At 71.9% G+C, this 26,659-nt stretch carries 20 protein-coding genes and 2 pseudogenes; 11 read left to right on the top strand and 11 right to left on the bottom strand.

Translation table 11 applies throughout. The features are described 5' to 3' along the window. The first annotated feature begins 23 nt into the window (after positions 1 to 23). The 4 genes and pseudogenes from IE262_RS03360 (at position 24) to IE262_RS03345 (ending at position 4,595) form a co-directional block, all read left to right on the top strand. The gene (locus IE262_RS03360; RefSeq protein ID WP_189871124.1) at positions 24 to 1,277 is read left to right on the top strand and encodes an acyl-CoA dehydrogenase family protein; all 1,254 of its coding nucleotides are present in this window, start codon (positions 24 to 26) and stop codon (positions 1,275 to 1,277) included. A 53-nt stretch (positions 1,278 to 1,330) separates the two neighbouring features. Further along, complete coding sequence (locus IE262_RS03355; protein WP_189871122.1) at positions 1,331 to 1,789, top strand: RrF2 family transcriptional regulator; 459 nt, start codon at positions 1,331 to 1,333, stop codon at positions 1,787 to 1,789. Positions 1,790 to 2,036: 247 nt separating this feature from the next. Further along, a pseudogene (locus IE262_RS03350) lies at positions 2,037 to 2,780 on the top strand (glutathione S-transferase family protein); the annotation flags it as partial. A gap of 216 nt (positions 2,781 to 2,996) precedes the next feature. Then, on the top strand, positions 2,997 to 4,595 hold the full coding sequence (locus IE262_RS03345; RefSeq protein WP_229877071.1) for an alpha/beta hydrolase: 1,599 nt from the start codon (positions 2,997 to 2,999) through the stop codon (positions 4,593 to 4,595). 3 nt (positions 4,596 to 4,598) lie between these two features. Here IE262_RS03345 and IE262_RS03340 read toward each other — a convergent pair whose 3' ends face one another. The 4 genes from IE262_RS03340 to IE262_RS03325 form a co-directional block, all read right to left on the bottom strand. Then, a complete protein-coding gene (locus IE262_RS03340; RefSeq protein WP_134030644.1) occupies positions 4,599 to 6,551 on the bottom strand; it encodes an APC family permease in 1,953 nt (650 codons plus the stop codon). 250 nt (positions 6,552 to 6,801) lie between these two features. Then, positions 6,802 to 7,680 carry a geranyl diphosphate 2-C-methyltransferase gene (locus IE262_RS03335; protein WP_134031631.1) on the bottom strand — a complete coding sequence of 293 codons (879 nt, stop codon included), beginning with the start codon at positions 7,678 to 7,680 and terminating at the stop codon, positions 6,802 to 6,804. A gap of 45 nt (positions 7,681 to 7,725) precedes the next feature. Further along, positions 7,726 to 8,916, bottom strand: a complete 1,191-nt coding sequence (locus IE262_RS03330; RefSeq protein ID WP_229877070.1) for a family 2 encapsulin nanocompartment cargo protein terpene cyclase — start codon at positions 8,914 to 8,916, stop codon at positions 7,726 to 7,728. Then, positions 8,913 to 10,331 carry a family 2B encapsulin nanocompartment shell protein gene (locus IE262_RS03325; RefSeq protein WP_229877069.1) on the bottom strand — a complete coding sequence of 473 codons (1,419 nt, stop codon included), beginning with the start codon at positions 10,329 to 10,331 and terminating at the stop codon, positions 8,913 to 8,915. Before IE262_RS03325 ends, IE262_RS03330 begins: the two co-directional genes overlap by 4 nt. 655 nt (positions 10,332 to 10,986) lie before the next feature. Here IE262_RS03325 and IE262_RS03320 point away from each other — a divergent pair. The 3 genes from IE262_RS03320 to IE262_RS03310 all read left to right on the top strand — a co-directional run bounded on the left by IE262_RS03320 (position 10,987) and on the right by IE262_RS03310 (position 15,325). Continuing rightward, positions 10,987 to 11,628 (top strand): phosphoribosyltransferase, encoded by a 642-nt coding sequence (locus IE262_RS03320; protein WP_189871118.1) that lies wholly within the window; start codon positions 10,987 to 10,989, stop codon positions 11,626 to 11,628. A gap of 45 nt (positions 11,629 to 11,673) precedes the next feature. Then, the gene (locus IE262_RS03315; protein ID WP_229877068.1) at positions 11,674 to 12,117 is read left to right on the top strand and encodes a TIGR03668 family PPOX class F420-dependent oxidoreductase; all 444 of its coding nucleotides are present in this window, start codon (positions 11,674 to 11,676) and stop codon (positions 12,115 to 12,117) included. Between the two features lie 121 nt (positions 12,118 to 12,238). Next, on the top strand, positions 12,239 to 15,325 hold the full coding sequence (locus IE262_RS03310; RefSeq protein WP_189871116.1) for an FAD-binding and (Fe-S)-binding domain-containing protein: 3,087 nt from the start codon (positions 12,239 to 12,241) through the stop codon (positions 15,323 to 15,325). A 12-nt stretch (positions 15,326 to 15,337) separates the two neighbouring features. Here the strand turns inward: IE262_RS03310 and IE262_RS03305 are convergent, their stop codons facing one another. Further along, a complete protein-coding gene (locus tag IE262_RS03305; RefSeq protein ID WP_189871114.1) occupies positions 15,338 to 16,033 on the bottom strand; it encodes an HAD family hydrolase in 696 nt (231 codons plus the stop codon). A 168-nt stretch (positions 16,034 to 16,201) separates the two neighbouring features. On the opposite strand from IE262_RS03305, the gene IE262_RS03300 reads away from it, so the two are divergent. Beyond that, positions 16,202 to 17,269 carry a lactonase family protein gene (locus IE262_RS03300; RefSeq protein ID WP_229877067.1) on the top strand — a complete coding sequence of 356 codons (1,068 nt, stop codon included), beginning with the start codon at positions 16,202 to 16,204 and terminating at the stop codon, positions 17,267 to 17,269. A 135-nt stretch (positions 17,270 to 17,404) separates the two neighbouring features. On the opposite strand, the gene IE262_RS03295 is transcribed toward IE262_RS03300, so the two are convergent. The 3 genes and pseudogenes from IE262_RS03295 to IE262_RS40695 form a co-directional block, all read right to left on the bottom strand. Then, on the bottom strand, positions 17,405 to 18,328 hold the full coding sequence (locus IE262_RS03295) for a sirohydrochlorin chelatase (RefSeq protein ID WP_134030626.1): 924 nt from the start codon (positions 18,326 to 18,328) through the stop codon (positions 17,405 to 17,407). Between the two features lie 193 nt (positions 18,329 to 18,521). After that, a complete protein-coding gene (locus tag IE262_RS03290) occupies positions 18,522 to 19,511 on the bottom strand; it encodes an N-acetylglucosamine kinase (protein ID WP_189871110.1) in 990 nt (329 codons plus the stop codon). Further along, a pseudogene (locus IE262_RS40695) lies at positions 19,508 to 19,624 on the bottom strand (uracil-DNA glycosylase); the annotation flags it as partial. The pseudogene IE262_RS40695 and the gene IE262_RS03290, both read right to left, overlap by 4 nt. A gap of 229 nt (positions 19,625 to 19,853) precedes the next feature. On the opposite strand from IE262_RS40695, the gene IE262_RS03285 reads away from it, so the two are divergent. Continuing rightward, positions 19,854 to 20,531 (top strand): uracil-DNA glycosylase, encoded by a 678-nt coding sequence (locus IE262_RS03285; RefSeq protein ID WP_134030620.1) that lies wholly within the window; start codon positions 19,854 to 19,856, stop codon positions 20,529 to 20,531. Positions 20,532 to 20,695: 164 nt separating this feature from the next. Here the strand turns inward: IE262_RS03285 and IE262_RS03280 are convergent, their stop codons facing one another. After that, positions 20,696 to 21,781 (bottom strand): WD40/YVTN/BNR-like repeat-containing protein, encoded by a 1,086-nt coding sequence (locus IE262_RS03280; RefSeq protein WP_134030617.1) that lies wholly within the window; start codon positions 21,779 to 21,781, stop codon positions 20,696 to 20,698. A 294-nt stretch (positions 21,782 to 22,075) separates the two neighbouring features. On the opposite strand from IE262_RS03280, the gene IE262_RS03275 reads away from it, so the two are divergent. Further along, entirely contained in the window at positions 22,076 to 22,657 is a 582-nt protein-coding gene (locus tag IE262_RS03275) for an Rv1733c family protein (RefSeq protein ID WP_134030614.1), read from the top strand. A 197-nt stretch (positions 22,658 to 22,854) separates the two neighbouring features. Here the strand turns inward: IE262_RS03275 and IE262_RS03270 are convergent, their stop codons facing one another. Together IE262_RS03270 and IE262_RS03265 are read right to left on the bottom strand one after the other, a co-directional pair. Further along, a complete protein-coding gene (locus tag IE262_RS03270; RefSeq protein ID WP_134030611.1) occupies positions 22,855 to 23,658 on the bottom strand; it encodes a pectate lyase in 804 nt (267 codons plus the stop codon). An 80-nt stretch (positions 23,659 to 23,738) separates the two neighbouring features. After that, positions 23,739 to 24,719 carry a pectate lyase family protein gene (locus tag IE262_RS03265; protein ID WP_189871108.1) on the bottom strand — a complete coding sequence of 327 codons (981 nt, stop codon included), beginning with the start codon at positions 24,717 to 24,719 and terminating at the stop codon, positions 23,739 to 23,741. 475 nt (positions 24,720 to 25,194) lie between these two features. Here IE262_RS03265 and IE262_RS03260 point away from each other — a divergent pair, with 475 nt between their 5' ends. Further along, positions 25,195 to 26,562 (top strand): extracellular catalytic domain type 1 short-chain-length polyhydroxyalkanoate depolymerase, encoded by a 1,368-nt coding sequence (locus tag IE262_RS03260; RefSeq protein ID WP_229877066.1) that lies wholly within the window; start codon positions 25,195 to 25,197, stop codon positions 26,560 to 26,562. Positions 26,563 to 26,659: the final 97 nt, after the last annotated feature.

Genomic DNA, 26,659 nt, shown 5'->3' with positions numbered 1-26,659 from the left:
GGGGGCGGATGAGGATGGCCGACATGCTGCGGATTCGGTATGGCGGGCCGGTCGCAAGCGCGTGCACGGCCGGGGGTGACGAAGCCGAGTCCGGACACGCCCGCCGGCTGCACACGGCCCGCGAGGTGGCGGACGACCTGGCCACGGACGCGGTCGACCGTGAGCAGGCCGGGAAGGTGCCCCTCGACGAGGTCGCACGGCTGCGTGAGGCGGGCTTGCTGACGCTGCTGACACCGGCCGAACACGGCGGGGGAGGCGCGGACTGGCGCACGGCCTACGCCGTCGTCCGGACGGTCGCGGCGGCCGACGGGGCCATCGGCCGGCTGCTGGGCTGTCACTACTTCCTGTCCTCCAGCGCGCGGTTCTTCGCCGCTCCCGCTCTCGCCGCACGGGTCGAGCGGGAGTCCGCGGCGGGGCAGTGGTGCTGGGGCGGCGGCTTCGCCGCCCACGAGCCACCACTGAGGCTGACCCCCACCGGGGACGGTTACCTGCTGGACGGCCGCCAGGACTACGCCTGTGGCGTCGCGGTCGCCGACCGGCTGGCGGTGCGTGCGGTACGGTCCGACACCGGGGAACCCCTGGCCGTCCTTGTCGACCCCGCCCGCCCCGGCGTGACCTGCGTCAGTGACGGGGACGTGTTCGGGCAGCGGCTGGCGGCCGGCGGCAGCGTCGAGTTCGACTCGGTGCCGGTCCCGGCCGGTGACGTGTTCGGCTCCCTCTCCTCGGACGAGGGCGTCCTGTCCCCCTTCGCGGGCCTGGCCGTGCCGACGGCGCGTCTGTTCTCGGCTCAGTTCTGTCTCGGCGTCGCCGACGGACTGCTCGGTGAGGCCCGCGAGTACAGCAGGGCCGCCCAAGGCTCCCGGCACCTGTCCGCGCAGGGGCCCTGGCCCGGCGGCCCGCCCCAGGACCCGTACACGCTGACCGCCTACGGGGAACTCGCCGTCGCCGCGCGGGCCGCGTCGGCACTCGCCGGCGAAGCGATCGAGTTCCTGGTGCACGGGCTGGCCCGTGGCGAGGACGTCGGCGACGACGAGTGCGCGGAGATCACCGTCCTCGCGGGCGCCGCCGAAGCCGCCGCCGCCCGCGCGGCACAGGAGATCACCACCCACGCCCTCGATGTCATCGGCGCCGGTGCCACCTCCGCACGGCACGGATTCGACCGCTTCTGGCGCAACGCCCGCACCCACACCCTGCGCGAGCCCGTGGCCCCCCGGCTGCGCGAGGTCGGGGACTACTGCCTGGGCGGCGCGCACCCGCCGTTCGCCCTCCCCTCCTGACGGACCGTGCGGGCCGGTGACGGAGCGACGGGGCGGTGGCGGATAATCAGCGCATGCGGATCTCGGCCAAGGCGGACTATGCGGTGCGGGCGGCGCTGGAGCTGGCCTCGGTGAGTGACGACGCGTCACTCAAGGCCGAGGCGATCGCCGCGGCGCAGGGCATTCCGCACAAGTTCCTTGAGGGCATCCTGGGCGATCTGCGCCGGGGCGGGCTCGTGGTCAGCCAGCGCGGCGGGAAGGGCGGCTACCGGCTGGCCCGGCCCGCGGACACGATCGCCATCGCCGATGTGATCCGGGTGGCGGACGGGCCGCTGGTGTCCGTACGGGGCGTGCGCCCGCCCGAGCTCTCCTACGTCGGCCCCGCGGAGTCGCTGCTGCCCCTGTGGATCGCGGTACGCGCCAACGTCCGCAAGATCCTGGGCGAGGTCACCCTGGCCGACGTGGCCACGGCCGAACTGCCCGATGAGGTCCAGGATCTCGCCGAGGACCCGGAGGCATGGACGAACCCCTGACCGGCCGGACGCCGTCCCGACCCCGATCCGGGTGAGGCCCTCTCGGCGGGAACACGGTACGGGCCGACACTCCCAGCGGGCACCCTGGTGAATCGGTAGGGAAAGCGACGGGGAGCTCGGGGCCGGCCTGCCCCGGCGACACCGCCCGCGCCTGACGCCCCACGAACCCCGCATCCCCGGCCGCGTCGAGGCCGCCGCGCGCGCCGTCGCCGCAGTGCACCCGTGCCCAAGGCCCCCAGGGAGACGTATGTCCGCTCCGTCCCCCGCAGGCGTGCCGCCCTTCTGGAGCAGGATCGGCCGTGACGCGCGGAGCGGCTACTACGCCGTGCCGCACCGCTGCCGGCTCCACCTCGCGCTGTCCTGTCCGTACGGCCTGGAGATCGCCGTCACCCACAGCCTGCGCGGCCTCACGACCGCCTGCCGGTGACGCTGCTGCCCGCCGTGCCCGACGCACCCGGCGGCGGGCACCTGGCGTTGCGCCCGCTGCACGACGCCAGTGAGCACCGGCACCGCGGCCCGGCCGTGGCACCGGTGCTCAGCGACGACTGGTCCGGACGCGTCGTCAGCACTCACGCCCCCGACATCCTGCGGGACCTGCCCCGCCGGTTCGGCGGCGACGGCCCCGTCCTCCACCCGTGCGGTACGGAGGACGCCGCCAGGGCCGCCGCCCGGCTCGGTGAGCGGGGCATGTGGCGCTCGCCACCCTGCTGGGCGCACTGGGCGAGCTGGAGCGGCGGATCGGATCGCACGCCTACGTGCTCGGCGGCCGGCTGACCGCCGCGGACGTGCGGTGACGCTGCTCCAGCTGGACACGGTGCACCGCCACCACCTGGACGCCGCCGCGGTAACCCGTATCGCCGGTCACCGGCGGCTGTGGACGTACCCACGACGCCTCGCGGAGCAGCCCGCGTTCGGTACGCGCCTCGACCTCGACGGCATTGCCCGGCGCCACCGGGCGGACTGCCGGGGCGCGGAGGCCGCCGGCGCGGCGAACACAGATCGCGGACTACGCGTCAGTGGATGCCGTGACCGCGGGCGCGTCAGGCCGTTTCCGGGGGACAGCCCCAGGGCGTCCCCGGGGGCGCCCTGGATTGCTGGGGCCTGGGGCGCGCGGGAAGGCTGGCGAGACATGACGACCTCTCACCCGGTGCCATCGAGCGCTGCCTTGTCACCCGCGATATCACCACCCGCACGGCCGGAGCCGGACGTGCGGGCCCGGCCCGTTACCAGGCGGGGCCTGCGCCACGTCACGCGTACCCTCGCCGCCGGCGCGCTCGCCGCGGCCCTGGGGACGGCCGCGAGCCCCACCCTCGCCCAGGCGTCCCCCGAACCCTCCCTGAGCCGGGCGACCGCCGTGACCGGTGATGACCCCGCCTCCCTGCGCCGCTTCGTCGAACAGCGCCCGCGCTGGACGGCGTGCGACCACAAGGAGCTGGACGAGGCAGGCGCCCGCTGCGCCAGGATTCAGGTGCCGCTGGACTACCGGCGCCCCGAGGGACGCACCCTGACCATCGGTTTCTCCCGCATCAAGGCCACCGACACCAGGAACCGCATCGGGCTGATGATGCACAACTCCGGCGGCCCCGGCGGGATCACGCTCGACATGCCGCTGCTCGACGCGCCCGCGATGGGCCGGGAACTGGCCGCCCGCTACGACCTGATCGGCATGGACCCACGTGGCGTCGGCCGCAGCAGCCCCGTGCGCTGCGGCACCTCCGGGCACTGGCTGCGCTCCGCCGGGTACGACGCCGAGGGGTTCCGGGCCCAGGCCCGCTACGAGGCTGACCTGGTGAAGAGCTGTCAGCGCGTGTACGGCGAGGACCTGTCGTACCTCGGGCACTTCACCACCCGTAACACCGCCCGTGACATGGACCTGCTCCGGGCGGTGCTGGGCGAGAGGAAGACCTCGTACTTCGGGATCTCGTACGGCACCTACCTAGGCGCGGTCTACGCACAGATGTTCCCGAGCCGTGTCGACCGCCTGCTGCTGGACAGCGCGATAGACCCGGCCCAGTGGTACGTCCCGGGGTTCCGAGACGCGACCTCCGCGAACGAGGAGTACCTCGACACATGGGCGGCGTGGGCGGCCCGCCGCCACGGCACCTACGGGCTGGGCGACTCGGCCGCGAAGGTCCGGGCGACCGTCGAGGGGATCGCCCGGCAGGCCGCCCGCACACCGCTCAGGGTGGGCCCGTACACCGCCGACGGCCAGCAGGTGCCACAGGCGCTGGCGATGACGATGGCCGACGACCGGGAGTTCGCGTGGACCGCCGAGACCGTCCGGGTCCTGCACGACGCGGCGCGCGGCCGCACCGTCGAACCGACCGAGGCGCTCAAGGCGGCGCTCGGCCCGCCGGACGACGAGGCGGAGGTCCAGAACTCCCTGCAGATGGCCCTCCAGTGCGCCGACCGCGCCGCGCCGCGCGAGCTGTCCTGGTACCGGGGCAACATCGAGCGCAGCCGGGCAACGGCACCGCTCTTCGGCCCGCTGTTCAACGGCGTGCACCCGTGCGCGTTCTGGCCGAGTGAGCCGGTCGAGCCGCCCATGACCGGCGGCAACGACGTGCCGGGCCTGATCGTGCAGGCCACCGGCGACACGCGCACCAGCTATGCCAACGGGCAGGGGCTCCACCGGAAGATGCCGAACTCCCGTCTGATCACCCTGAAGGCCCGGGTGCACGGCGTCTACGGCCTCTACCCGAACGCCTGCGTCCACCGGCAGGTCAACGACTACCTCCGCACGGGCGACCTGCCCGCACGGGACACCACCTGTGAGAAGGACCCGGCGGACGCCGTCGGCCGCTGAACCTCAGCCCACGTGGACGTGAGGCCGGCGCGAGCGGTCGGGTTCGGCCTCACGGAGGACCTCGCGGGTGACGGGCGCGACCTCGCCCTGACCGAAGAGGATGAAGCGCAGGAAGTTGTGGAACGGGCTGCCCTCGGTCCACTCGAAGTAGATGTGCGGGATCTGGCCGGTGGTGTCCCGGGCGTGGAGGAGCAGGGCCGCCAGCGCGTTGGGGACCGAGGAGCTCTCCATGGTCAGGACCCGGTAGCGGTCGTGCAGGACCTCGCCGCGCACGGTGAGGCGGGTCTCGAACTCTGACGGGTCCGTGACCGTGACCTCGACGAACACGAAGTCCTCCGCCGTCGGGACGTCATTGTCGTGACGGATCTGCTCGATCTTGTCGCGGTACTCGGCGCGGTCCCGGTTGTCCGGCTCGTTGGCGATGAACCGTATGGTGCGGCTGGCGACGTCCCGGACGAACCGCTGCGCCATGTCGTCCAGCTCGACTCCGGTGACGCGGAGTTCGAAGGCGCGGGTGAGCCGGGAGAGCAGGGACACGAGGATGATGCCCGCGATGAAGCAGGCGCCGATCTTCACACCGTCCGGGCGCTCGATGACGTTCAGCACCGTGGTGTAGAGGAACACGGCGGAGATGACCCCGAACCCGATGGTCCAGCCCCGCTGGCGGGCCTTGCGCGAGGCGATGGTCACGGAGATCGCCGCCGAGGAGATCAGGACCAGCACACCCGTGGCGTACGCGCCGCCCTGGGCGTCGACGTTGGCGTCGAAGATCCAGGTGACGATGAACCCGATCAGGGTGAAGACGATCACCATGGGGCGGACGGCGCGGGCCCAGTGCGGGGCCATGCCGTAGCGGGGCAGATAGCGAGGCATCAGGTTGAGCAGCCCCGCCATCGCGGAGGCGCCGGCGAACCAGAGGATGGCGATCGTCGACGCGTCGTACACGGTGCCGAACGTGCTGCCCAGGTATTCGTGTGCGAGATAGGCGAGGGCACGGCCGTTGGCCTTGCCACCGGGCTGGAACTCCTTCGCCGGGATCAGCAGCGTGGTGATGAAACTCGTGGTGATCAGGAACACGCTCATGATCACCGCCGCGGTGGTCAGGAGCTTCCTGGTGTCCCGGATCCGGCCGACGGGCCTGTCCTCGGTGTCGCCGGGGTCGCCCTGGACGTGCGGCATCACCGCCACACCGGTTTCGAAGCCGGACAGGCCCAGCGCCAGCTTCGGGAAGATCAGCAGGGCCACGCCGACCATGACAAAAACGTTCCCGCGTTGGGCGATCAGGGCGGTCGTCCAGTCCGTGACCACATGCTCCGCGCTGAGGACGTGCCAGAGCCCGGTCACCACGACAACCGCGTTGAGCGCGAGATAGACCCCCACCAGGGCGACGGCGACGCCGATCGCCTCCAGGAAGCCCTTGAGGAACACCGCCCCCAGCAACGCGATCAGGATCAGGGTGATCAGCATCCGCTGGTCGTGCAGTACATGGGCCAGATGGGGGTTCTCCACCAGGTGCGTGGAGGCGTCGGCCGCGGAGAGGGTGATGGTGATCAGGAAGTCCGTCGCGGCGAAACCGAGCAGCGTGAGGACGAACAGCTTGCCCTTCCAGAACGTCAGCAGCCGCTCAAGGATCGAGATCGACCCCTGCCCGTGCGGGCTCTCCTCGGCGACCCGCCGGTACACGGGCAGTGCCCCCGCCAGGGTGACGATCACCAGCACGATGGTGGCCAGGGGCGAGAGCAGCCCGGCCGCGAGCGCGGCGATGCCGGGCTGGTAGCCGAGGGTGGAGAAGTAGTCGACACCGGTCAGGCACATCACGTGCCACCACGGCCGCCGGCCCTTGTCCGGGGCCTCGGGCTGGGCATGCGGTCCCTGCGGGGTCCCCGCGATGTCGGAGAGGCCCGCCAGCATCCACCTCCGCAGCCGGCTCGGCGGCGGGTGTTCGGTGGCGGCCATCGACGTGCTCTCCTGAGGTGCGGCTGGTGCGGGGTGCCGCCGTCACGCGGACGGTGCCACCAGCGTAAGCGGAGAGTGACGTAGGGGCCCGTTGGTGCGGCGGTCGATGACGTCAAGCTTGCGTCAGGGCCCTTCTGATGGATCTCCGCGACGCCGCGAGATGCGGTCAGGCGTCCGCCGCGCCGGGGGCGTTTCCGGTGCCACCCGGGACGACGCCGGTCACGGCGGACGTTCGACGCGGTCCGCTGGGTCAGACGCGGTCGGCCACGATCAGCAGGTACTGGAAGCTGCCGTTCCCGTAGGCGCTCAGGAAGGTGTCCTCGATGCCCGTGACCAGGTGGTCGGCCTTCTTGCGCAGCTCCCAGTAGGGGATCGTCGCGGCGGTCAGGTCCTCGACATGGACCGGCACGAGGCGGTTGCGGGCCATGGCGCGGAAGTACTCCGACCGTGGGTGGATGTCGCAGATGTAGTGGGCGTTGATGAGGGACACCTCGCGTGAGGCGCGCCCGTAGGTGTCGTTGTAGCAGCCGGTGATCGTCACATAGCGTCCGCCGCGACGCAGCAGCCGGGCGTGCTCGGCGAACAGCAGGTCCAGCTCTACGTACATGGTGGACTCGTTGTTCCAGGAGGCGGCGTACGCGCCGGACTTCAGGCCCGTGTCGAGCATGTTGCGATGGTGGTAGCGCACCCGGTCGTCGATGCCCCGCTTGCGCGCCTGCTCGGCTGCGAAGTCGGCCTGCTTCCGGGAGATCGTGACACCGTCGGCATGACAGCCGTACCGCAGATGGGCCACCACACTGCCGCCGCCCCGCCCACAGCCGGCGTCGAAGACGCGGTCGGCGGGGGAGAGGGGGCCGAGGTGGGAGGCGAGCAGGTCGGCCTGGGCCTGCTCCAGACGGTGCAGTTCGGCGGTGATGCGCTCACCGCGCGTCGCCGGGTCGGTGCCGTCGTCGAGTACGGACCAGTCGACGTCGCCGACGCCGTAGTGGTGGTGGTACAGGTCGTCGATCTTCCCGAGTTCGAGGTTGACCGGGTTCTCCTCGGCGTTCCAGTAGTCCGCGACGCGGGTCTGGTACGTGGACTGGGCCGGGACCGGCGTGGCTGCCGGGGTGGCGTCGATGATGGTCAACGGTTGCTCCTCGTGGTGCGGTGGGGCGTCGGCCATGGCCGCGCGTTACCAGTAGTCGGGCAGGTGGTAGCGGTGGGTGTTGGTGGCGTGCCACTCGTGGTTGCCGGACACCCAGGCGGCGAGACCCCGGGCGTAGCGCTCGACCAGGGGTGAGGTGGCGGACAGGACCGCGGACTCCTCCTCGAACGCCGCCATGATCCGGTTGTGGATCTCGACCGCCTTCAGGTAGGCGGCCTTCAGGCCGCACCGTTCGTTGGCGGCGATGACCTGGGGCAGGTTCAGGTGGGTCGGATCGCCGGCCAGCTCCTTGGTGAAGGAGTACAGGTCGTTGACGATGGTGGTGGCGTTGCAGGCGAGGGCGGTGATCCGCTGGATCTCGGGCCGGGCGTAGACCGCCTCGGGCAGTTCGTAGCCGTCCACGGCGTCGACGATCGACAGACAGGGCCGGAAGTTGTTGAACTGCCGCATCACCAGGTACTCCCACACGTGCGGGACGTACCGGATCTCCGACCAGGCGGCCTCGGCCAGGTAGCCCATGTGCAGGCGGGCCATGTCGTGCACGAACCGGCCGGTCTGACTGGGGGTGGCGAAGGCGGCGTAGTCGCGCAGCGCGAAGTGGTACGAGCGGAGCGGCCCGTCGGCCCGCACACCGCCGCGCCACTCCTCCTCCAGCTCGGGGGTGCCGTGGTACGGGTCGAGCGCCGACTGAGCCATGATCAGCCGACCGCCCAGCCCGCGCGGCGAGCCGCCTCTGCCCTCCTCCGCCTCGCAGTAGCAACTGTCGACGATGTTCTCCGCCAGCAGGAACTTGCCCGCCACCGTGAGGCGTTCGAGGTCGGCGGCGCCCGGATGCTGGAGGACGACGGCCCGGCCGAACTGGAACCCCGAGAAGTCCCCCGTCCAGGCGGGCGGGAACAGGTCCAGTCCACGGGCCCAGGCCTCCAGCCGGCGGTCGACCTCCGCGGCCTTCCCGGGGTCGGCGGGGACGGCGGGCCGGTACCGCAGCCCGGGAACCGCCCCGCCGCGCCGGCCCCGAGCGGCGAACACGGGGTGGGGCGGTCCGGGCAGCCGGAACGTGGGTGCCGTCTCCGGCGGCCCTGGTGCCTCCGAGGCCGGGGGCGGCGGAGCCCCGGAACCGGCCGCCGGGGCCGCCGGGGCGGACGGCGCGGGCAGCGCGAACCCTGTGGATGGTGTGGACGGTGCGGAAGGCGCCGAGGGTGCCGAGGGTGCGCTCATTCCGCGGTCCACCCGACCTGCACGTTCTCCAGGATCCCCGCGGCGTCGGGCACGAGGATGGCCATCGAGTAGTAGGCGGTGACCAGATAGTTCATGATCGCCGTGGTGTCGACGTTCATGAACCGGACGTTCAGAGAGGGCTCGTACTCCTCCGGGATGCCGGTCTGGTGGAGGCCGACCACTCCCTGGTCCTTCTCACCGGTGCGCAGCGCGATGATGCTGCTGGTGTGCTGCGGACTGATCGGGATCTTGCCGCACGGAAAGATCGGAACGCCGCGCCAGGCGGGCACCTCGTGCCCGTCGACGTTCACGGTGCCGGGCACCAGACCGCGCCGGTTGCACTGCCGGAAGAACGCCGCGATCGCCTTCGGATGGGCGAGGAACAGCCGTGTCTTGCGCCGCATCGACAGCAGCTCGTCCATGTCGTCCGGCGTCGGGGGACCGGAGAACGTGCTGATGCGCTGGCCGTAGTCGACGTTGTGCAGCAGCCCGAACTCGCGGTTGTTGACCAGTTCCCACTCCTGGCGTTCGCGGATCTCCTCGATGGTCAGCCGGAGTTGCTGCTCGGTCTGGTTCATCGGGGTGTTGTAGAGGTCGGCGACCCGGGTATGGACGCGCAGCACCGTCTGGGTGAGCGACAGTTCGTACTCGCGCGGCACGAGGTCGTAGTCGACGAAGCCGCCCGGGAGGATCGGCTCGCCCACATGTCCCGCCTGCACGGGGACATCGGCCTCGCCCTTGCGGTTCATGGGCAGGCTCTGCCGCTCCGCGAAGGCGTCCAGGTGCGAGGCGAGGGAGGGTGTGCGCTCGACGAGCGCCGTGAGCGCGTCCCAGTTGAGGGCGAGCACCACGCCGGAGGTCTCGGCGCGCACGGAACTCAGCCACAGGGGGTCGTCCCGGCCGACGGCCTCGTCCCCCATGCCGTCGCCGTCGGTGATGACCCCGATGACCTCCTCCTCGCCGTACTTGCCCGTGGTGTAGCGGGTGAACCGGCCGTGCACGACGAGATACGCCTCCGTCACGGGTTGTCCCGCGTCGACGAGGACCTGGCGGGCGCGCACCTCCCGCACCCGGAACTTCGAGGCGATCTCCCGCAGGGCCGCGATGTCCGAGAAGCCGCGCAGTGCGGGCAGTTCGGTCAGGGTCTCGGGGATCACCCGGATGTCGTCGGCGCCGTTGTGGTCGAACTGCACCCGTCCCCGGCCGACACTCAGCTGAAGACGGCGGTTGACCCGGTAGGTGCCGCCCTTGACGTCGACCCACGGCAGCATCTTGAGCAGCCATCGCGAGGTGATGGCCTGCATCTGGGGTTCGGACTTGGTCGTCGTGGCGAGCTGGCGGGCCGCCTGGGTGCTCAGGCTGGTGAACTGCTGTTCGTCGGTGGCGCTTTCCGGGGCGCTTTCCGGTGCGGACACATTCCCTCCCATTACGTGAGCGGACGTGACGGACGTGACGGATGACATGACGGGCGTGACGGGCGTGACTGGCGTGACCGGCCTGATCGAGTGGGCGAACGTGGGTGGACACAGCCTTGGCCTTCGACGGCGAGTGACTCGGGCATCCGTGGGGAGTGAGGGCGAGCCGCGGCTGAGCCGCGGACGGGCCCTTCGCGCTCTCCCGGGGCGGTTACGGCGCGGGGCAGCGGGTCCGGCGGCGGCCTGGGGAGTGGGTGGGTTCACAGAGGGGCGGCTGGGCTGTGTGCGCTGCCCGTCAAGCCAAACAGCCACGGCTGGCGGCCGGGAACAGCGTGAACGGGGCGCCTTCGTGCCGCGGAGGTGCACATCCGCGGAGTGACACGGGCCTCGCGACGGGCCCGTGCCTCCCGCGCCGGTCGCCCATGCCCCGTGCACCCGGCGCAGTGGGCGCACTCACACGCGACGGCTGCCGCTGAGGCGCACACGCGGCATGGGTGCGCCCCGGCCGGTCACCTGCGTGACCCGCGGGGCGCCGTGTAGGGGTCGTCGCCCCGGGTACCCGCCAGCGTGAACAAGGGTCAAGGACACGGCCATCTCGTGGCTCCCCGTGAGCGCGGGGAAGCTCCCCGTGAGGAACAGAGGGAGAGGGAAGCACATGCTGTTCCGTGACCGCAGGCAGGCCGGGCAGGAACTGGCTGAACAACTGCGCATCCTCCACGACAAAGGGGCGCTGCCCGACCCCGTCGTCCTCGCCCTGCCCCGCGGCGGCGTCACGGTGGGCCGTGAGGTGGCGCTGGCACTCGACGCCCCGCTCGACGTCCTCGTGGTGCGGAAGATCGGCGCCCCCTTCCACGAGGAGTACGGCATCGGCGCGATCGTGGGCGACGATCCGCCGCTGTTCGACACACTCGCCCTGGAGCGGCTCGGGATCAGCGAGACGTCCCTCGCCCCCACGGTCGACCGCGAGAGGGCGGAACTGCACCGTCGTGAGGCGCTCTACCGGCAGGGCCGTGAGGCTCCGGAGCTGCGGGGCCGCACCGTGATCGTCGTCGACGACGGGGTGGCCACCGGATCGACGGCACGGGCGGCGCTGCGTTTCGTCCGCGGCCGGGAGCCCGAACGCCTCGTCATGGCCGCACCGGTCTGCTCACCGGAAGCGGCCCGCATCCTGGAGAACGAGGCCGACGACGTGGTCTGCCTGGACCGGCCGCGCGCCTTCATGGCCGTCGGCGAGTGGTACCGGAACTTCGACCAGCTGACGGACGACGACGTGCTCGCGGCCCTGCACGGCCGCTGAGGGAGACCACGAGGCCGCTGAGGGAGAACCCGAGGGGAGGGCACGGTGCCCGACATGGCACCCGAGGAGGCGCGGCGGCGCTTCACCGGCGCCCGGGTCGCGCGGCTGGCGACGGTCGCTCCCGGAGGACGCCCGCACTTGGTGCCGATCGTGTTCGCCCGGCACGAGGACACGATCGTCACCGCCGTCGACCACAAACCGAAGAGGTCCCGGCAACTCGGGCGGCTGCACAACATCGCCGTCCACCCGGCCGTCTGCCTGCTCGCGGACGCGTACGACGAGGACTGGGACCAGCTGTGGTGGGTTCGGGCCGACGGCGGCGCCCGGGTCGTACCGTCCGACGCGCCCGGGGAAGACGCGCGGGCCGAGTACACCGCGGCCATCGACCTGCTGCGACACAAGTACGCCCAGTACCGCGGCCGGCCGCCGGACGGGCCGGTGATCGTGGTCACCGTGCTGCGGTGGAGCGGCTGGCGGGCATCCGGCTAGGCCCCGGGACGGCACCCGGGCCCTCCCGCCGAGCTGCCCCGGTCGTGGTTGCCCCTTGCCTGCCCGGGTACCCGGGAGCCCGTTCGGCAGCGAGCCACGGAGACAGGGGCAGGGAGGCGCCATGGGCGTGAGGGAGACACCGTTGTGCGCCGCGCTGCGCGAACGCGTGGACGGCGAGGTCCGTTTCGACCCCGGCAGCCGTGCCGCGTACTCCACCGACGCCTCCAACTTCCGGCAGACCCCCATCGGCGTGGTCGTCCCCCGCACCCCGGAGGCCGCCGCCGAGGCGGTGGCGGTGGCCCGCGAGCACGGTGCCCCGGTGCTCTCCCGCGGCGGCGGCACCAGCCTCGCGGGGCAGTGCACCAACACGGCCGTGGTGATCGACTGGTCCAAGTACTGCACACGCCTGGAATCCGTCGACACCGACGCCCGCACCTGCGTGGTCCAGCCCGGCATCGTCCTCGACGAACTGAACCGGCGACTGGCCCCCTCGGGCCTGCGCTTCGGCCCCGAACCGGCCACCCACATGAACTGCACCATCGGCGGCATGATCGGCAACAACTCCTGCGGCGCCACCGCCCAGCGCACCGGCAAGGTCGTCGACAACGTCGCCCGCCTCGAAGTGCTGCTCTACGACGGCACCCGCTTCTGGTGCGGGAAGACGACCGACGAGGAGTACGCCCGGATCGAGCACCGCGGCGACCCCGCGGCGGCCGTGTACCGCGCACTGCGGGGGCTGCGCGACACCTACGCGGATGAGATACGCCGCCGCTTCCCCGACATCCCGCGCCGCGTCTCGGGCTACAACCTGGACTCCCTGCTGCCGGAGCACGGCTTCGACATCGCCGGACTGCTCGTCGGCAGCGAGTCCACCCTGGCCACCGTCCTGCGGGCCGAGCTGGAACTGGTACCGGTGGTCAAGGAACGCAGCCTGGTCGTCCTCGGCTTCCCCAGCGTCTACGAGGCAGCCGACTGCGTGCCCGCGATCCTTCCGTACGAGCCGATCGCCCTGGAGGGCATGGACCAGCGGCTGATCCGCGACCAGCGGCTCAAGCGCCTCAATCTCCGGGTGATCGGCGAACTCCCCGAAGGAAACGCCTACTTGATGGTCCAGTTCGGCGGCGACACGGTCGACGAGGCCGACGAGCGGGCACACCGGATGCTGGACGCGCTCCAGGAGTCCGAGCACGACCCGGACGTGGCGTTGCTCGACGACCCGGGACACGAGGACGAGCTGTGGCAGGTCCGTGAGGCGGGCCTCGGCGCCACCGCGCACGTGCCGGGCCACCCCGACACCTTCGAGGGCTGGGAGGACTCGGCCGTCCCGCCCGAACGGCTCGGCGACTACCTGCGCCGACTCCAGCACCTCTACGAAGAGTTCGGCTACGCCGACGAGACGGGCCCCAGCCTGTACGGCCACTTCGGGCACGGCTGCGTCCACACCCGCATCCCCTTCGACCTCTACTCCGCGCACGGTGTGGCGGAGTACCGCCGCTTCATGGAACGCGCCGCCGGTGTCGTCGCCGAGTTCGGCGGCTCCTTCTCCGGGGAGCACGGCGACGGGCAGAGCCGCGGGGAACTGCTGGAGCGGATGTTCGGGCCGGAGATCGTCGAGGCGTTCGGGCGTCTGAAGGCCCTCTTCGACCCGGAGAACAGGATGAACCCGGGGAAGGTCGTGGCGCCGTACCGGCTGGACGAGAACCTCAGGCTCGGTGGCGACTGGTCCCCGTACGACCCGCAGGACCTGTACTTCCGCTACCCGGACGACGGCGGCTCCTTCGCCCAGGCCGCCAACCGCTGCGTGGGCGTCGGCAAGTGCCGGCAGCTCACCAACAAGGGCGGTGCGGTGATGTGCCCCTCGTACCAGGTGACGAGGGAGGAGGAACACTCCACCCGGGGCCGGGCCCGGCTGCTGTTCGAGATGCTCGACGGGCACGGCGACAGCGCCGTACGGGACGGCTGGCGCTCGGAGGCGGTGAAGGACGCGCTCGACCTGTGCCTGGCCTGCAAGGGCTGCAAGAACGACTGCCCCGCCGATGTCGACATGGCCACGTACAAGGCCGAGTTCCTGGCCCACCACTACGCGGGACGTCCGTGGCGGCGCCCGCGCTCCGACCTGACGATGGGCTGGCTGCCCGCGCTCGCCCAGGCAGTGGGCCGCACCCGCTCCGGCCCGGTGGTGAACGCACTCACGCACACGCCGCCGCTGTCCCGGGTGGCCCTCGCCGTCGCCGGGGTCGAGCACCGTGAACTCCCGCTGTTCGCGCACGAGACGCTGCAGCAGTGGTTCGCCCGGCACGAGCCGAACGGCGACGGCGCCCGGGGCACGGTCCTCCTGTGGCCCGACACGTTCACCAACGTCTTCCATCCGCACATCGGCCGGGCCGCCGTCCAGCTCATGGAACACGCCGGCTGGCGGGTCACTCTGCCCGTCGAGCCCCTGTGCTGCGGCCTCACCTGGATCTCCACCGGCCAGCTCGCCACCGCCAAACGGATCCTGACGCGCACCGTCCGGCACCTCGCCGAGCACGTGCGTGGCGGGGGACTGGTGGTGGGCCTGGAGCCCAGCTGTACGGCGGTCTTCCGCTCGGACGCGGCCGAGCTGTTCCCCGGTGACCTCGATGTGCGCAGGCTGCGGCGGCAGACGGTGACCCTCGCCGAACTCCTCACCGAGCACAGCCCCCGCTACGAGCCCCCGCGGGTACCCGACCGTTCGGCACGGGCCCTCGCCCAGGTGCACTGCCACCAGCACGCGGTCCTCGGCTGGGATGCCGACCAGGAACTGCTGCGCCGCGCCGGGGTGGACGCCGAGCACCTGGATTCCGGGTGTTGCGGGCTGGCCGGCAACTTCGGCTTCGAGCGGGGCCACCTGGAGGTCAGCGAGGCCTGCGCCGAACGGGTACTGCTGCCCCGGCTGCGCGAGACCCCCGCCGAGACGGTGGTGCTGGCCGACGGCTTCAGCTGCCGCACCCAGATCCACGAACTGGACAGCGGCGGCCACGAGGCAGTCCACCTCGCGGAACTCCTGGCGTCCGCCCTCCCGGACACCGGCGATCCGTCCCGTACGGCGTACGGCGTCGCCCCCGGCGCCCGGCCCGCACCACCGGGCCGCCTGGCCAAGTCCCTCGCCCTCGCGGGCACCGGCCTCGCCGCCGCCGGTGCCGCAGCCGGTGTCACCGGTGCCGTGGCGAGGGCCCTGCGACGCTGAACTCGTCCGTCGTCACCCGGTCCCAACCGACCGGATGAGCCAGTCGTACGCCTCCCGCGCCGTGAACGCGCGCTGACCGCCACGCACCAGCAGCCCCGCCGTCGCGAACGCGGGGTCGTCGGCCTGGGCGGCGACGTAAGGAATCGCCACGCAGCGCATGCCGGCCGCGTGCGCGGCGGCCGCGCCGGGCGCCGCGTCCTCCAGGACCACACAGTCGGCCGGGTCGGCCCCCAGCCGGCGCGCGGCCTCCAGGAACACGTCGGGCGCCGGCTTGCCCCGGGGCACCTCGTCGGCCGAGACGACGGTCTTCAGCCGGTCGGCGAGACCCGTGCCCGTCAGGATCGCCTCGATGGCCTCCGGTGACGATCCTGAGGCCACGGCCATCGGGACACCCTCGTCGGCCAGCAGTTCCACGAACGCCCGCATCTCCGGGTAGACGCGGGCGGAGGCGCGGGCGAGCTCCAGATAGCGGCGGTTCTTGTCGGCGAGCAACTCGTCGACGGAGGCGGTCAGGCCGTACCGCTCCTTCCAGCGGGTGATGGTCTCCCGGGTGCTGATGCCCACGTACCGCTCGTGGTCCGTCCAGGTGAAATCGGTGACGCCCTGCTCCGCAAGGGTCTGCCGGCCCGCCTCGAAGTAGTGGGGCTCGCTGTCCACGAGTGTTCCGTCGAGATCGAAGATGACCGAGGTGTCGCCGAGAATGCCCATGGGCTTCAGGATGCCAGCGACCGTCTCCTCGATCACCCGAAAGGATGGCGCGCTGCATCACGGCTCACTGCTGGGGACTCGGCATGCGGACGGTATGGTCTAGACCTAATGCTGCCGTCGGCTCCGACGGCACGATGCCGACAGGCGTGTCACCGAGAGGGGACGGCAGTGGCAGACGCGGGCGTGGGCGGCGGCAGCCGGCGACGGGCGTTCATCGGCTCGTTCACGAGCGCCGGCGGTCCCGGCGTCGTCATGGCGGCAGTGGACGGGACGAGCGGCGCGCTGACCGTCCTCAGCAGCGCGGACGATGTACCCGACCCGTCGTACCTCGCCCTGGCGCCGGGCGGCGACCTCCTCTACACGGTCAGCGAGACACCTGAGGGCGCGGTCGCCGCGTACCGCGTGACCGGAGCGCGGCTGGAGCTCACCGGGCCGCCGGTCCGCGTCCACGGCGCCGGGCCCACGCACCTCTCCCTCGTCGCAGGGCACGTCCTGACCGCCAACTACGGCTCCGGCAGCGTCACCGCCGTACCGCTTCGCGCCGACGGCACCCTCGCGGACACCGCGTCCGGAGTCCTCCGGCACACCGGTTCGGGGCCGGACGAGCAGCGCCAGGAGGGCCCCCACGCCCACCAGGTGCAGCCGGACCCGAGCGGCCGCTGGGTCGTCGACGTCGACCTGGGCACGGACCAGGTGCGGGTGTGCGAGCTGGACGCCGGGGTGCCCGTGCTGCACCGCGCCCTCGCGCTCCGGCCCGGCTCCGGGCCCCGCCACCTGGCCTTCCATCCGAACGGCTCGTACGCGTACGTGGTCCACGAACTCGCGCCGATCGTCACCGTCTGCCGCTGGGACGCGGGCGGCGGCGAGCTGACGCCGCTCGGCGAGACCCCGGTGCTGCCGGGCGCCCCGGACGGCGAGGCGTACCCGTCGGGCATCGTCGTGTCGCCCGACGGTCGCTTCGTGTGGACGGCGACACGCGGGCAGGACACGCTGACGGTCCTCACGGTCGACGGCGGCGGGAAGGAACTCGCGCCGGCGGGCACCGTGCCGTGCGGCGGCCACTGGCCGCGTGCGCTCACCGCCTCGGGAGGATTCCTGTACGTCGCGAACGAGCGCTCGGGGAACGTGAGCTGGTTCGCCCTCGACCCGGACACGGGCCTGCCCCACCCGGAGGGCTCGGTCGAGGTTCCCGCGGCGTCGTGCGTGGTCCTGGGCCGAGAAGCTGACCGGTACTGATCGCCGACGACTGCCCCCTCATGCGCCGAGGCCCGCGCAAGCCTCATGGCGAAGGGCCCGCTCCCGAGCAGGGATGCGGGCCCTTTCGCACGGCCACGGGTTCTGCGGAGCCGAACGCCGGACGCCGGACGCGGCTCAGCGGACCGGCATGCCCTGCGGCTGCTGCGGGGCGATGCCCAGCGCCGACGTGTACTTGGCGAGCGCCAGCTTGCCGATCGCCGGGTAGGGGCCCAGGGCCTCGGCGGGGGAGCAGTCCGCCTCCTTGGCGGCCGCGTCGATCAGGCCGGCGTCGATCTCCGGGCCGATCAGGTACGGGGCGAGCGCGAGGTTCTGCGAGCCCGAGGAGCGCAGCTGCTCGGCGACGGCCGCGATCGAGCCCTCCTGGTCGAGCGCCGCGGCCATCACCGGCACGGCGAGGCGAGCGGCGAGCAGCATGCCGGTGATCCCGGCCGCCTGCACGGCCTCGTCGCCGCCGACGGACGCCAGGATGATGCCGTCCGCGGCGGTCGCCACGGTGAACAGGCGGGCGCGGTCGGCACGCGCCAGGCCCGCCTCGGACAGCCGCACGTGCAGCGCCTCGGCGAGCAGCGGGTGCGGGCCGAGGACGTCCGTCAGGTCGGCCGCGACACGGCTCTCCATGACGGCCTGGCGGACCTGGCGCAGCAGCGAGCTGTCCGGGCCTGCGAGCAGGGGCACGACGACGGCGACGGGGCCGTCCGGCTCCTTGACGTCCATGCCCGCGGCGCGGGCCTGCTCGAAGCGGGCGGTGCGCTCCTCGGCGGCACGGGCGAGCACGGACTGGAGTGTGGGGAACTCGTCGCCGTCCCCGTCGAGGTACCCGATCCGCGCGTCCAGGCCGGGCAGCTCGGAGCGCGCGATGCTCACGACCTCCTCGACGAGGCTGCGTGTAGCGGCGCTGGGCTTGCCCGGCACCGCGAGGACGAGCGCGGGCGCGCCTTCAGGAGCCGCCAGGGGCTCGGGGCGGCGGTGCCGCCCGGGCTGGCGGGGTCGCGGCATTCGTACAGGCAGGCCGGATGCGGGCCCAGTGGGGGAGCTCATGGCGCCGCATGCTACTGGCTTCTTGGGCTCCCCTGTTCGGGGAGGGTGCAGGTGAGCGGTATCCGTCCGGATTTGTCTGATGAGTTACGTGACGATCGACAGAAAACCGCGCGACTTCGCGCTGACATGGGGCGACATGAGTGGCGCATTTCACAGTGTGGCCGACGGGAAGAAGCGAGTCCGTTTTGGGGTACTACTTTTCGGCCACCTGCACATGCACCATCCTCTCGTCGCCGGGCAGCGCCGGTACCCCCTCGGCCAACTCGGCCGCGATGCGTACCGCGCCGTGCAGCGGATCACCCTCGGCCGCCACGCGCCGCGCGTACGGCAGCCGCTGCGCCAACTCCGCCTCCAGGGGCACGAGGAAAGGGTCGCCCATCCTGAACAGGCCACCGGTGAGAGCCACTCGGGGCTCGCCCGAAGCGGGGCAGACGGCGGCCGCGGACTCGGCCGTGTGCCGGGCCGCCGCGCGCAGGACCTCCGCCGCCACCGGGTCGCCCTCGGCGCAGGCGGCCACCTCGGGCGCGAAGGAGGCCAGCACCGCGGCACGGTCGGTGCGCGGGTAGAGCTGTCCGGGGAGTCGGGCGACCGGGCCGAACAGCTCCTCGGCGCGGGCCAGCAGCCGCGCCGAGCCGCCGGGGCGGCCGTCGTGGGCGCGCAGCGCGGCCTCCAGGCCCGCCCGCCCGATCCACGCCCCGCCGCCGCAGTCGCCGAGCAGATGCCCCCACCCGTCCGCCCGGTGCCAGCGCTCCAGGTCGGTACCGATGGCGATCAGCCCGGTGCCGCCGGCGACGACCGCGCCCGCCCGCATCCCGAGGGCGCCCACGTACGCGGTGACCGCGTCGGCGACCAGCGCGACCCGTCGCACATCGAGCTCCCGCCCGAGGGCCGCCGGGAGTTCGGCGCGCATCCGGTCGCCCAGGCTCGCGAATCCGGCGGCGCCGATCGCCACCGCCCGCGGCGGGCCGCTCCCGGCGTCGTCGAGCAACCGCCGCGCCATGGGCACGAGCTGCTCCAGCAGATGCCCGGCGTCGATGCCCTGTGGGCCGGTCCGCACCGGCTCCCTGGACACCAACGGAGCAGAGCGGACCCGGCCTTGCGAGGCCAGCACCGCGCGGAGCCCGGAGCCGCCCGAGTCCACGGCGAGGACGACGGGTGGGGCGGGGTTTCCGGTGCCGGTCACGGCAGGCGCCCGTGCACGGGCCGTGCTCCCTGCCGGTCGAGCGGGTCGCCCGCGCGGCCGAACGGGCGGGAGCCGTAGAATCCGCGGTCCGCGGACCTGGGGGAGGGGCGGGCACGACGACCACGGCGGAGTGGCTCGACCAGCGGACGCACCACGCTCGTCTCCTTCCCGGTGACCGGCAGGGCGATCTGCGCGGCGGGCTCGAAGATCTCGAAAGATCTGGACGAGGAGGAAGGGTAGCGCCGCGCGTGGCGCCGCGCGTGGCGTTCACGAGCGGCGTCCGCACGTGGGGGCCTCTCCGTTCGTGCGGGGGCATGGCGTGGACCAGTAGAGTGACGCGCCGTGGCACCACGACCCTTGCATGAACTTGTTGAGGCAGGCTGGGCGAAAGCCCTCGAACCTGTGGCCGAACGCATTGCCGCCATGGGCGACTTCCTCCGGGCCGAGATAGCGGCCGGCCGGACCTATCTGCCGGCGGGGCAGCATGTCCTGCGGGCCTTCCAGCAGCCCTTCGACGACGTTCGCGTCCTGATCGTCGGCCAGGACCCTTACCCCACACCGGGAATGGCCATCGGGTTGAGCTTCGCGGTGGCGCCCGAGGTGCGTTCCCTGCCGGGCAGTTTGGAGAACATCTTCCGGGAGATGCACTCCGACCTGGGGCTGCCCAGGCCGTCGAACGGGGACCTGACACCGTGGACGCAACAGGGTGTTCTGCTCCTCAACAGGGCCTTGACGACGGCACCGCGCAAGCCCGCGGCGCACCGGGGCAAGGGGTGGGAGGAGGTCACCGAGCAGGCCATCCGTGCGCTGGCCGCGCGCGGCAAGCCGCTGGTGTCCGTCCTGTGGGGACGTGACGCGCGCAACCTGCGGCCCCTGCTCGGAGACCTTCCGGCCATCGAGTCGGCTCATCCCTCGCCGATGTCGGCGGACCGCGGGTTCTTCGGCTCCCGCCCGTTCAGCCGCGCCAACGACTTTCTCGCCCGCCAGGGAGCCCAGCCGGTGGACTGGCGACTGCCCTAGGACCTGTCGTCAAACTCCCGTCTGCCCCGCGGCGGAGAAGACTCCCAGCCCGTATGCGACTCCGGGACATCTGATTCCCACATGTCCCCGAGCCGCATACGGGTCCTGCCCGGCGATCAGGCCCCGGACGTCGTCGAAGGACCCCCCGGACACCGGCGCTCCCGTCAGTCCACCACCGCCGCGCGCACGCACAGCACGTCCGGCAGGTGGGACGCCAACTGCCGCCAGCTGTCGCCGTCGTCCGCCGACGCGTAGACCTCTCCGTTTCTGTTGCCGAAGTACACGCCCGCCGGGTCCGCGTCGTCCGTGCACATCGCGTCGCGCAGTACCGTGCCGTAGTGGTCCTCGTCCGGCAGGCCCGCCGACAGCGGCTCCCAGGTGCGGCCCGCGTCCGCCGTGCGGAAGACACGACAGCGCCGCCCGGCCGGGACGCGGTCCGCGTCGGCGTTGATCGGGAAGACGTACGCGGTGTCCCCGCGGTGGGGATGGGTCGCGGCGGCGAACCCGAACGTGGACGGCAGGCCCTCGCCGATGTCCGTCCAGTGAGCGCCCGCGTCGTCGCTGCGGTACACACCCCAGTGGTTCTGCAGGTACATCCGGTCCGGTGTCACCGAGTCCCGCGCGATCTTGTGCACGCACTGGCCGAACTCGGGGTTCGGATCCGGCAGGAACACCGCGGAGACACCGGAGTTGGAGGGCGCCCAGCTCCTGCCCCCGTCCTGGGTGCGGAACACGCCGGCCGCGGAGACGGCGACCGTCATCACCTGCGGGTCGCGCCGGTCGGTGAGGATGGTGTGCAGGCCCTCCCCGCCGCCACCGGGCACCCACCTGTCGCGCGTCGGGTGCTCCCACAGGGGCCGGACGAGGTCGAAGCTCTCCCCGCGGTCCGCCGAGCGGTACAGGGCGGCCGGCTCCGTGCCCGCGTACACCACGTCCGGTTCCGCCGCCGACGGGTGCAGCTGCCACACCCGCTCCAGTGACGCCCCGGTGTCCTTGGGGAACTTCACGGCGGCCTGCGCGGGCTCGGTCCAGGTCCGGCCGAGGTCATCGGAGTGGAAGACGGACGGTCCCCAGTGTGCGCTGTCGCCGCCGACCAGCAGCCGGGGGGTGTCGGTTCGGGTGTCGATCGCGACCGCGTACACGGCCTGCGCGTTGAAGTACGGGCTCTCGTCGAACTCCCAGGCGCCGCCGCGCCGCCGCCCGATGAACAGACCCTTGCGTGTGCCTACGGTGAGCAGGATGTCGGCCATACCGGCCACCTCCGGGACGTCGTTGTCTCAGACACGGGCCAGTCTGCACCCCACCACTGACACTCACCCCCGGTGAGGACGTCGCCGCAGGTGGGAGCGGGTGTCCGGCAGCGCACGAGCAGGTCGGCCGGGCCATGGCGATGGCTTGGATCCGGTCCTGCCGACAGCTCGCGGCGACCGTACGGAACACGCCGTCCGGCCGGGGTGACGCATTCGTCATGAGCATCGGCCGGGCCACCCGCGTATGGGAGGGCGGTCTGGCTTGTCCGTGCGTTCGTGAGGAGGGTGCCCTCGATGGTGGCATTCCGAGGTCCGAGGGTGTGGTTGTGGCGATGGCGGCGGAATCCGCTGCGGCGCCGCAGCGACCGGATCGAGGCATGGGTGGTCCTCGCGGCCTGGGCCTTCACCGTGCTCGGCGGGGTGATCACCGGTCTGCTGGCGACGAGGGCGGTCGAGCACAACCTCGACCGGCAGCGCGTCGAGTGGCGCCCCGTCGTGGCGCAGCTCACCGAGGACGCCCCGGGGGCGGTCGCCTCGTCCGCTCCCGGAACAGCGCGCGTGTGGGCCGAGGTCCGCTGGACGGCGAGGGACGGCTCCGCCCACACCGGCCAGACCCGGGTGGCGCCCGCCAGCGCGGTGGGCACGCCGGTCACGGTCTGGACGGACACCGACGGCCGCATGGTCACCGAGCCGGCCACGCGGTCCGAGGCCCGTGTCCGCTCCTCGCTGATCGGCGTTCTCGTGGGCGTGACCGCCGCGGGCGTCCCCTTCGTGAGCGGCCGCCTGGTACGCGGTCGCCTGGAGCGCCGCCGCATGGACGAGTGGGACGAGGAGTGGGAGCGTGTCGGGCCGTTGTGGGGGCGCAAGACCTGGTAGCGGGGATACGGCGCACGGCCGCGCCCGCATGCCCCCGGTAGGCCGGAGCGGCTGTACGAAGGCGCCCGTCAGAGGCGCTTCGCACAGCCGCCGGGTGCCGGCCGCGGCAGGAACGGGTGCGATCGGCTCAGCCGAACTCGGGACCCGCCCGTACCGGATGGTTCAGCCGCACCTGATCACTCAGCTGTCGTCATGACTCAGCTGTACCTGATGTCGGACGCCGCGTACTTGCAGTACGTGCCGTCGGGCCCGCTGCCGTTGGTGGTCGGCTCGGCGCCCGTGTTGTTGCCGATGTACTTCTGGCAGGGAACGATCTTCTTGCTGGAGTCCCCGACGATCGTGATACCCCTCAGGGTCGCGCTGTCGCCGTAGTTGGTGTTGATGCCGACGAGCTTGCCGCCCGACCAGGTCGCCTCGATGGTGTTGAGGTTGATCGTCCGCTTGTACTGCGTGGAGCAGTTGCCGCACGAGCGGACGAAGGTGCCGAAGTTCTTCACGGCGAAGTTGGAGACGTTGAGCGTCCCTGCCCCGTTGAACTGGAACACCTTGTCGGAGGCTTCCTTCGCGCCACCACCGGAGACGGTGTAGACGTTGGACGACGAGGAACCCCGGAACGTCGCCGCGTCCTCGCCGACGTCCTCCCACCAGACGTTCTGCAGCGTGCAGCTGCCCTTGCAGTGGATGCCGTCCGCGGCGGGGGCGCCGATGATGACGTTCTTCAGCACGGCGCCGGCGGCGAGCTCCAGGATCGGTCCCTGGTCCTCGTCCTGACCGCCGGAGCCGAGGTCCCCGGTGCCGTAGAGGCGCTTCATCCCGTAATCCTTGGTGCCGGAGATCGGAATGGTGGCGGAGACCCCCTCACTGCCGTTCGGGGTGGGCCAGGTGGCGGCGCTCGCCGGAGAGGCGCCGCCCGTCATGATCATGCCAACGGAGAGCCCGAGTGTGGCCAGCGCTCCGGTCAGTGCGCGCGTGCGGGCGCGCGGACGTGCCGCAGAAGTCATGTCCCGATTCCTTCTGTCTGGTGATGGGGGTGGACTTTTCTCTTCGGTGGGGGGTGGCTGCGTGGGTGGTCCCGTGGGCGTCAGAGCTTCCCCGTGCCCGCGCCGGACGTCACCGAGGCGACGACGGACGAGGCGGACTCCGCCGTGTAGCTGTAGGGCGGGCTGGTGAAGCTGCCGACCCGGGAGACCTCGGTGGCGGCCCCGCCGAGATCGTTGCCGCGCAGGTTCGCGTAGCCGTCGGTGTCGCTGCTGCGGTTCGTGGTGACCGCGATCTTCGTCGAGCGGAAGACGTTGTTCTCGACGAGCATCTGGGCGCCCATGCGCGAGTGGCAGGCGGTGTCGGCGCCGTTCACGTAGTTGTTGTAGAAGTGCCCGGTGCCGAAGCGCAGGCTCGGGATGCGCGAGTAGACGTTGGTGAACTCGTTGTGGTGGTACGTCACCTTCAGGCGGCCGGTGTCCTCAGAGGCGTTGTTGTCGCTGTGGCCGACGAGTGAGCCCTTGAAGTGGTCCTTGAAGGTGTTCCAGGACACCGTCACGTAGTCGGATCCGTGGGTGATGTCGAGGAGACCGTCGTAGTAGTCCTTGTCGTGGTCGCGGTCCGCCGAGAAGGAGTTGTGGTCGATCCACACCTTCGTCGACTTCTGGACCGTGATGCCGTCGGAGGGCGCGACCGGCTTGCTGATGTTGAGGTTGCGCACGACGACGTTGGTCGCCTCCTTGATCCGCAGACCGCCGCCGGTGAAGCCGGATGACGAACCGACGCCCAGGACCGTGGTGTTGGAGCCGATGTCGACCTGACCGCTCAGCGAGATCAGGCCGTTGACGCGCACCACCTTCGCCGCGTTCCCGGTGACGGCCGTCTGGAAGGCGGACAGCGTCGACACGGTCACCGGGGCGGCGCTGCCGCCGCCGGTGGTGCCCGCGCCGAATCCGATGGGCGAGGTCTCGGCGGCACCCGCCGGCTGGGGGACGGCGACCACGGCGACGGCTGCGAGGGCGGCCGCGGTGGCCGCGGCGAGAGTGGATCTCCGCGCTCGTGCACGTGGGGGGAGAGTGCGCATGCGGGTGCGTCCCTTCAGGGAGGACTTGGTGGGTCATATAGATGAATGTTGTTCGCCATTCTGATCGCCGCGCGCAAGCCGAGCCGCCCGACGGGGAGGCAGTGGGGCTCCAACCAGTGCAATGCCCCAGGTGGTGCAGACCTCCCCTCGCTCCCGTCTCCTGAGTGAGAGGGAGGCGGCGGGTCACGCTTCTGAACGGAAGGTAGGGGGTAAGCGCTTTCTGGTCAACGGTTCACGCAGAAGGTTTTCGGGTCGCTTCGCGCCTGCCCCGTCACCGTTTTCATCGAATCTTTTCGGTGTGTGGGAGCGCTTCCGTGGCCTGCATGTGCATGCCACGATGCCTTCGGCCTCCACGGCCGGAGGCCGGTTCCCGCAGTTGCTCCCCACAGTTGTCCGCCGCCGTTTGTTCCGCTGAGCGATGCCGTTCGAGCCGCGATGGTCCCCGGCGGCCGTGGCGTCAGAAAGGGACGAGGACGTGTCCACCACTGTCGGCACCACCGCGAGGAGACCGCTCCGCGCGACACTCCTCGCGCTGTTCGGAGGTCTGGTTCCCTTACTCGCGGCCTTGTTGTTCGCCGCCCCTCAGGTCTCGGCCACCCCGAAGGCCACGGCTGTTCCTCCGGGGGCGACGGTGGCTCCCGCCGCCCCGGCCGGGGACGTGGCGCCCACCGCGTCCCTCACCGAGGTGACGAACTTCGGCCCCAATCCCAGCAACCTCCAGATGTACCTGTACGTGCCGGACACCGTCACCGAGAACCCCGCGGTCCTGGTGGCCGTCCACTGGTGCACCGGTTCCGGCCCGGTGTTCTACTCGAACACCGAGTTCGCCTCGCTCGCGGACCGCTACGGGTTCATCGTGATCTACCCGTCGGTCACCCGCAGCAGCAAGTGCTTCGACGTCTCCTCGCCCCAGGCCCTCAAGCGGGGCGGCGGCAGTGACCCGGTGGGCATCAAGTCCATGATCGACTATGTCACGCGCACCTACGAGGCCGACACCGGCCGGATCTTCGCCACCGGCGTCTCCTCGGGGGCGATGATGACCAACGTCCTGCTGGGCGACTATCCCGACGTGTTCGCGGGCGGTGCCGCGTTCGCGGGCGTGCCCTTCGGCTGCTTCGCCACCACCGACGGCTCCGAGTGGAACAGCGCCTGCGCGGGCGGCACGGTGACGCACACCCCGAAGGAGTGGGGCGACCTCGTCCGGGGCGCCTACCCCGGGTACACCGGCCCCCGTCCCCGTATGCAGCTCTGGCACGGCACCGAGGACGACGTCCTGCGCTACCCCAACTTCGGGGAAATGATCAAGCAGTGGACCGATGTGCGGGGCATCAGCCAGACGCCCGCCCGCACCGACTCGCCCGCGTCCGGCTGGACCCGCACCCGCTACGGCTCCACCGGTGACCAGGCCCCCGTCGAGGCCATCAGCCTCCAGGGCGTCGGCCACAACCTGATCACCACGGGCATGGCGGCCCGCGTGATCACCTTCTTCGGCCTGGACAGCGGCGGCCCCGCGCCCCAACCCCAGCCCGGCGGCTGCAAGGTCTCCGTGACCACCAACGCCTGGAGCACCGGCCTGACCGCCTCGGTGACCATCACCAACACCGGCACCACCGCCGTCAACGGATGGAGTCTCGCCTTCACACTCCCCGCCGGACAGACCATCACCAGCGGCTGGGGCGCCACCTATACGCCGACGAGCGGGGCGGTGACCGCCACCAACGCCGCGTACAACGCCACGATCGCCCCGGGCGCGAGCGTCGGCATCGGCTACCAGGCCGGCCACACCGGCGGCAGCGCGGGCCCCACCGCCTTCGCCCTCAACGGCGCCGACTGCACCACCTGACGCACGCCACTCGCGCCGCCGTTTCCGGGCGCGCGCCGGTCCCCCGGCGCGCGCCCGCCGATGCCACCACGCGCACAGGAAGGCACCTCGCCCGTGA

It is taken from the genome of Streptomyces bluensis, assembly GCF_014650715.1.
Lineage (GTDB): Bacteria > Actinomycetota > Actinomycetes > Streptomycetales > Streptomycetaceae > Streptomyces > Streptomyces bluensis.
Note: the sequence above shows the minus strand (reverse complement) of the source record. Positions and strands in the feature narration are given on the sequence as shown.